This is a genomic window from Modestobacter caceresii, assembly GCF_000761485.1.
GTDB lineage: Bacteria > Actinomycetota > Actinomycetes > Mycobacteriales > Geodermatophilaceae > Modestobacter > Modestobacter caceresii.
In genome coordinates this window covers 21,478-27,477 of record NZ_JPMX01000037.1, presented here as the reverse complement: position 1 = coordinate 27,477, position 6,000 = coordinate 21,478, and the positions used below count along the sequence as shown (strand labels likewise).

Genomic DNA, 6,000 nt, shown 5'->3' with positions numbered 1-6,000 from the left:
GCGGGGCGCGCGGGGCGCGCGGGGCGCGCGGGGCGGCGCGGCCGCCCGGCGTCGCAGCGCCCATTCGACCACGGCCAGGTTGATCACCCAGCCGGCCAGCATCGCCACGACCCGGCCGGTGCCGCCGGGCTCGCCGCCCAGCAGCACCCAGGGCAGGTGGGTGAGCACCTGCGTGCCGGCCCCGAGGCCGATCGCGTAGCCGCGGGCCATCCAGGCGCGGTGGGCCAGGACGTCCCGCCGCAGGATGGCGAGGACGCCGAGCACGATGCAGCCGGCCATCGCGACGCCGAAGAACAGCCGGATCGGGGTCAGCAGCACGTCGTCCGCCGGTGGTCGTGCATAGACCAGCGTCATCCACAGGCCGGACAGTGCCGCCACGAGCCCGGCGGGGACGAGGACACGTCCCGCGGCTCGGTGCCACCCGGGCCGGCGGCGGCGGATGTGGGGGACGAACTGGAACGCCCCCAGCAGCGAGTACAGGGTCGCGCTCACGATGTGCGCCACGACGGGTCCCGGTGAGGCGACGAACCGGGCGTTGGCGGCGGTCACGGCCGGGTCGCCGGCCAGCTCGGCGACCCGGACCGCCCCGGCGAGCACCGGGACCAGGCTGAGCAGGACGAGCCCTGCGGCGACCCACCACTGGCGCCTGCTCGCGCTGCTGGTTGCCATGGCGCTCTCCTCTCACCGATGGGTGTACGGCGTACACCTCATGACCGGGACGCTAGGTGTACGCCGTACACCTGTCAACGAGGTAGGTTCCGCGCATGGCTCCTCCGGGGCGGCGAGCGCCGCTGAGCACCGATCGCGTGCTGCGCGCCGCGGTGGAGCTCGCCGACGCGGTGGGCATCGACGCGGTGAGCATGCGGCGGCTGGCCCAGGAGCTCGGGGTCGTCCCGATGGCGCTGTACAAGCACGTGGCGAACAAGGACCAGCTGCTCGACGGGATGGTCGACGTCGTCCTCGGGGAGATCGAGCCGGCGGACCCGGCGCTGGACTGGCAGGTCGGCGTCCGCGCCCGGGTGCTGTCGGCACGGCGGGCGGTGCTGCGGCACCCGTGGGCCCGGCAGGCGATCGAGTCGCGCACGCACCGGACGCCGGCGGTGCTCGGCTACATGGACTCGCTGGCCGGCACGTTCCGCCGCGGCGGGTTCTCCGCCGACCTGACGCACCACGTGATGCACGCACTGGGCAACCGGATCTGGGGGTTCAGCCCCGAGCTGTTCGACGAGCCGCCGGTTGCCGCCACCACGCCGCCGTCGGCCGAGGAGCAGCAGGCGCTGGCGGCGCGGTTCGCCGAGGAGTACCCGCACATCCTGGAGATCGCCGTGGCGGCGGCCGGCGGTGACCTGTCCGGCGTGGGCACCGGCTGCGACGAGCAGTTCGAGTTCGAGTTCGCCCTCGACCTGCTGCTCGACGGCTTCGACCGGCTCCGTGTGCAGGGGTGGACCTCCGCGCGCGGGGTGGCGTCAGGCCGGGCGTGACCGCTCGTCGTCCGGGGCCGGCCGGTGCCAACCCTGCTCGACCGAGGCGCGGCAGCGGTCGGGGTCGTCGCCGCAGGCGGTGAACAGCGCGCGGAGCATGAACGGGCCGTGATCGAGGGTCTCCCGCGGGAGCGGTCCGGTGGCGACCAGCGAGACCAGCCCGTGGCCGATCGTCCAGCTCTGGATGGCCAGCTCCAGCGGGACGACGTCGGCACGGAACCGCCCGGCGTCCCGGCCTCGGCGAGCGGCCTGGACCAGGTGCTCCAGGGTGGCGTCGGCGGCCGGCAGGTCCTCCAGGTCGACGCTGGCGTCGAACATCACCCGGTAGAGGTCGGGGTGGGTGAGGGCGTTGTCCAGGTAGGCCGCGGCCAGGGCGGCGAGGTCGCGGACCGGGTCGTCGGACACCGGCACGGTCGTGAGCCGGGTGCCCAGTCGGGTGAAGCCCTCCTGGCGCAGCGCCTGCCAGAGACCGTCCATGCCCTCGAAGTGCGTGTAGACGGCCATCGTCGAGACCCCGGTGCCGGCGACCAGGGAGCGCAGGGTGATCGGCTCGCGCGCCCGCAGCATCGCGGCTGCCCGCTCGATGAGCAGGGTGCGGACCGCCGGGTCCTTCGGGCGGGCCACGAGCTGGACACTACATGCCATAACGCTGCTATGTTCAGCGCGAGCCCGGATCCGCCGGGCCGCGCGGATGAGGAGTCAGCATGGCGATCACCCTGGTCAACCCGAGCGGACTGCCGGCCCCCGACGTCTACCACCAGGTCTCGGTGGCGACCGGCTCGCGGATGGTCTTCGTCGCCGGACAGGTCGCCGTCGACGCCGCGGGGGAGAAGGTCGGCGTCGGCGACTTCGCCGCCCAGGTCGCGCAGGCCTACCGCAACGCCGGGACCGCGCTGGCCGAGGTCGGCGCCTCCTTCGCCGACGTCGCGAAGATGACCGTCTACGTCGTCGACTGGACGCTGGACAGGATGCCCGCCTTCCTCGACGGGGTGGCCCGGGCATCGGCGGAGCTGGGCGTCACCCCGGCCGCGCCGGCGTCGCTGATCGGCGTGTCGGTGCTCTTCGACCCCGACTTCCTCGTCGAGGTGGAGGTCACCGCCGTCCTGGACTGACCCCGGCCACTGGCTACCGGCGGCGGGCGGTGGGGCTCAGCGCGGGCGTCGACCACATGTTGTCGCCGACGTTGACCGTGTGCCCGGGCGGGACGATCGCGTCGATGCGGTCGAGCACGTCGGCCGAGAGCTCGACCCCGTCGGCGGCCAGGTAGGACTCCAGGTGCTCCATCGTGCGCGGTCCGACGATCGCCGAGGTGACCGCCGGGTGCCGGACGACGAACGCCACCGCCAGCTGTACCAGCGACAGCCCGGCCTCGTCGGCGAGCGCGCCCAGCGCGTCGGCGGCGTCGAGCTTGGCGGCGTTGGCCGGGTTCGCGGCTTCGTAGACGCCCGGGAACCGCTGCGCCCGGCCCACCGAACCGGGGCCACTGACGTCCTGGCCCTTCCGGTACTTGCCCGACAGCCAGCCGCCGGCCAGCGGGCTGTAGCTGAGCACGCCCATCCCGTACCGCTGGCAGGTGGGCAGGACGTCGACCTCGACGGCGCGGGTGAGCACCGAGTACGGCGGCTGCTCGGTGCGGAACCGCTCGCGGCCCCGGCGCTCGGCGGTCCACTGCGCCTCGACGATCTCCGAGGCCGGCACCGTCGAGGCGCCGAACGCGCGGATCTTGCCGGCGTGCACCAGGTCGGACAGCGCGCCGAGGGCCTCGTCGACGTCGGTGTCCGGGTCGAGGCGGTGCACCTGGTAGAGGTCGATCCAGTCGGTGCCGAGGCGGCGCAGTGAGTTCTCCACGGCCTCGGTGATCCACCGCCGGGACATGCCGCGCTGGTTGGAGTCCTGTCCGAACGGCAGGCCGACCTTGGTGGCGAGGACGACGCCGTCGCGCCGTCCGGCCAGCGCCTTGCCGACCACCTCCTCGGACTCGCCGCCGGAGTAGACGTCCGCGGTGTCGATGAAGGTGATGCCGGCGTCGAGCGCGCGGTGGACGATCCGCACGCCCTCGTCGGGGTCGGGGTTGCCGACGGCGCCGAACATCATCGCGCCGAGGCAGAGCTGGCTGACGGACATGCCGGTCCGTCCCAGGGGTCGCTGTTCCATGGCGGGCTCCTCGTGGCTGGTTACGATGACCGCCCGTAGTGGACAGCCTCTCCACTACCGTACCGGAGAACCTGTCCACTTGGGGAGCCATGTCCGACGAGAAGCCGCGCCCGCCCGTCCGGCGGGCCGATGCCGAGCGCAACCGCGACAAGGTCCTCGAGGCGGCCCGCGCCGGATTCGCCGAGAAGGGTGCCCCGCTGTCGATGGCCGAGATCGCCCGCCGCGCCGGTGTCGGGATGGCCACGCTGTACCGCAACTTCCCGGCGAGGCGGGACCTCCTCGAGGCGCTCTACCGGGACCAGGTTGACGACGTGGTCGCGGCCGCCGCGGCGGCCGGTGGTGGCGCGCCCGGTGCCGCGCTGATCGGGTGGCTGCACCGGTTCGCCGCCTTCTTCGCCAGCAAGCACCACCTCGCCGTCGAGCTGCTGGCCCAGGACGAGGGCCCCGGTCCGGTGCTGGACCGCAGTCGGGAGCGGGTCATCGCCGCCGGCCGACCGCTGCTCGCGGCAGCCCAGGACGCCGGTGAGGTGCGCGCGGACCTGTCGATCGAGCAGGTGCTGGACATGGTCATCGCCGTCTGTGCCATCCACGGCGACCTCGACTACTCGCGGCCGATCCTGCAGACCGCGCTCGACGGGCTGCGCATCAGTTGACGACCGGCCGCCACCTCCCCTGCACGTGGGCCGGGTGTGCGTCGCACCACTGCGGCCGAGCGCCGGACACCAGGGCCGGGGCGGTCGCTGTGGCTCGAACCGTCAGGCGCCGGGGACGGCGGCGTCCGAGCGGGTGCGCTCATGGTGCCGGCGGGCCTTCATCCGGTTGCCGCAGGTGGCCATCGAGCACCAGCGGGCCCGGTTGGGCTTGCTGCGGTCGAGGAGGAACAGGGCGCACTCGTCGTTGGCACACGGCCGGAGCCGCCCGGGGGTGGTGCGCTGCACCGCGTCCCAGGCCAGGACGGCGCGCACCGCGAGACCCCGGGCCGGCGCCACGTCGGTGGGGCTCCAGCGGATGCCCTCGTCCCCGATCGCGGGCGCCAGGCGGACGTCGGACAGCAGTGGCGTCAGCGACCGGGCCGGCTCGTCCCCGCGGGCGACGGCCTGGAGCGCATCCCGGGCGGCGCGGGTCGCCTGCTGCTCGGCCGCCGAGCCGTCGCCACCGCGGTCGCGCAGCCACGCCCGGCCGGGGTCGCCGTCCAGCAGGTCCTGCTGGACGCCGTCGACGACCGGCGTCGTGTTCAGCAGCTCGAGCAGGAACGTCTCGTCGGCGGGCGAGTGGTCCATCTGGTGCATCTAACCCCCTTGGCGTAGTTGACAGGTTACACCGACGCCTGCCATCTTCCTGACCACCAATCGCGGCCAGAGGGGTTAGGCATCATGACGCACGTCCACCACCGGACCGCCGTCGTCGACGGGCGGCAGCTGTTCTACCGAGAGGCGGGGCCGGCCGACGCGTCGGTCGTCGTCCTGCTGCACGGGTATCCGACCAGCTCGTTCATGTTCCGTGGGCTGATCCCGCAGCTGGCCGACCGGTACCGGGTGATCGCGCCGGACATGCTGGGGTTCGGGCTGTCCGACGCACCGCCGGTCACGGAGTTCGAGTACACCTTCGACGCGCTGGCCGGCCTGACCGCTGGCCTGCTGCACGAGCTCAGCGTGACGCGGTACGCGATCTACGTACAGGACTACGGCGCCCCGGTCGGCTGGCGACTCGCGCTGCGCGACCCGGCGGCGATCACCGCGATCGTCACCCAGAACGGCAACGGCTACGAGGCCGGCTTCGTCGAGAGCTTCTGGGCCCCGGTCTGGGACTACGCGCGGGACCCGAACGCGGAGACCGAGGCGGCGATCCGGACCGCGCTGAGCCTCGATGCCATCCGCTGGCAGTACCTGCACGGGGTCGCGGACGAGACCGTGGTCAGCCCGGACGCCTGGCACCACGACCACGCGCTGGTGTCGCGCCCCGGCAACGACCTCGTCCAGCTGGCGCTGTTCCGCGACTACCGCACCAACCCGCCGATGTACCCGGCGCTGCACCAGTACCTCCACGACAGCCGGGTGCCCGTGCTCGCCGCGTGGGGGAGGAGCGATGAGATCTTCGGTCCGGAGGGGGCGCGCGGCTTCGCCAGCGACGCCGTCGACGCGGAGGTCCACCTGCTGGACGGCGGTCACTTCCTGCTGGAGAGCGCCGGTGACCAGGTCGCCGGGCTGCTCCGCGACTTCCTCGGCCGGCGGCTCGCCGGCGCTGCCGCGGCCTGAACTCCGGTCAGGCGCCGATCGGGGGCCTGACCGCGAAGCTCTGAGCACCGGGGACCGGCCCGGTCCCGACGTCCGGCCCGGTCCGGCGGTCCGCCGGCACCCGGCAGGTG

Annotated in this window: 8 protein-coding genes; 4 read left to right on the top strand and 4 right to left on the bottom strand. The window is 73.6% G+C overall.

Features of this window, described 5'->3' with window-relative positions; all coding sequences use genetic code 11:
* On the bottom strand, window positions 1-669 hold a 669-nt coding region (locus IN07_RS09540), incomplete at its 3' end, for a DUF2306 domain-containing protein (RefSeq protein ID WP_036335435.1).
* Between the two features lie 95 nt (window positions 670-764).
* Here IN07_RS09540 and IN07_RS09535 point away from each other — a divergent pair.
* Complete coding sequence (locus IN07_RS09535) at window positions 765-1,481, top strand: TetR/AcrR family transcriptional regulator (protein ID WP_036335434.1); 717 nt, start codon at window positions 765-767, stop codon at window positions 1,479-1,481.
* Here the strand turns inward: IN07_RS09535 and IN07_RS09530 are convergent.
* Window positions 1,467-2,105 carry a TetR/AcrR family transcriptional regulator gene (locus IN07_RS09530; protein ID WP_036335433.1) on the bottom strand — a complete coding sequence of 213 codons (639 nt, stop codon included), beginning with the start codon at window positions 2,103-2,105 and terminating at the stop codon, window positions 1,467-1,469. The two genes, IN07_RS09535 and IN07_RS09530, sit on opposite strands and share 15 nt — an antisense overlap.
* Window positions 2,106-2,185: 80 nt before the next feature.
* On the opposite strand from IN07_RS09530, the gene IN07_RS09525 reads away from it, so the two are divergent.
* Window positions 2,186-2,593 carry a RidA family protein gene (locus IN07_RS09525; RefSeq protein ID WP_036335432.1) on the top strand — a complete coding sequence of 136 codons (408 nt, stop codon included), beginning with the start codon at window positions 2,186-2,188 and terminating at the stop codon, window positions 2,591-2,593.
* Between the two features lie 13 nt (window positions 2,594-2,606).
* On the opposite strand, the gene IN07_RS09520 is transcribed toward IN07_RS09525, so the two are convergent.
* Window positions 2,607-3,635, bottom strand: coding sequence for an aldo/keto reductase (locus tag IN07_RS09520; RefSeq protein ID WP_036335431.1), 1,029 nt, complete (start codon window positions 3,633-3,635; stop codon window positions 2,607-2,609).
* A gap of 89 nt (window positions 3,636-3,724) precedes the next feature.
* Between IN07_RS09520 and IN07_RS09515 the strand changes: the two genes are divergently transcribed.
* Complete coding sequence (locus IN07_RS09515; protein ID WP_036335430.1) at window positions 3,725-4,288, top strand: TetR/AcrR family transcriptional regulator; 564 nt, start codon at window positions 3,725-3,727, stop codon at window positions 4,286-4,288.
* 102 nt (window positions 4,289-4,390) lie between these two features.
* Here IN07_RS09515 and IN07_RS09510 read toward each other — a convergent pair whose 3' ends face one another.
* Window positions 4,391-4,915, bottom strand: coding sequence for a CGNR zinc finger domain-containing protein (locus tag IN07_RS09510; protein WP_036335429.1), 525 nt, complete (start codon window positions 4,913-4,915; stop codon window positions 4,391-4,393).
* 93 nt (window positions 4,916-5,008) lie between these two features.
* On the opposite strand from IN07_RS09510, the gene IN07_RS09505 reads away from it, so the two are divergent.
* On the top strand, window positions 5,009-5,890 hold the full coding sequence (locus tag IN07_RS09505) for an alpha/beta fold hydrolase (protein ID WP_036335428.1): 882 nt from the start codon (window positions 5,009-5,011) through the stop codon (window positions 5,888-5,890).
* Window positions 5,891-6,000 lie beyond the last annotated feature (110 nt).

What these genes read in the sequence shown, in the direction of transcription:
- IN07_RS09505 (WP_036335428.1), top strand. Translation starts at nt 5,009, where the DNA reads ATGACGCACGTCCACCACCGGACCGCCGTCGTCGACGGGCGGCAGCTG.
- IN07_RS09525 (WP_036335432.1), top strand. Translation starts at nt 2,186, where the DNA reads ATGGCGATCACCCTGGTCAACCCGAGCGGACTGCCGGCCCCCGACGTC.
- IN07_RS09510 (WP_036335429.1), bottom strand. Translation starts at nt 4,915, where the DNA reads ATGGACCACTCGCCCGCCGACGAGACGTTCCTGCTCGAGCTGCTGAAC.
- IN07_RS09535 (WP_036335434.1), top strand. Translation starts at nt 765, where the DNA reads ATGGCTCCTCCGGGGCGGCGAGCGCCGCTGAGCACCGATCGCGTGCTG.
- IN07_RS09520 (WP_036335431.1), bottom strand. Translation starts at nt 3,635, where the DNA reads ATGGAACAGCGACCCCTGGGACGGACCGGCATGTCCGTCAGCCAGCTC.
- IN07_RS09515 (WP_036335430.1), top strand. Translation starts at nt 3,725, where the DNA reads ATGTCCGACGAGAAGCCGCGCCCGCCCGTCCGGCGGGCCGATGCCGAG.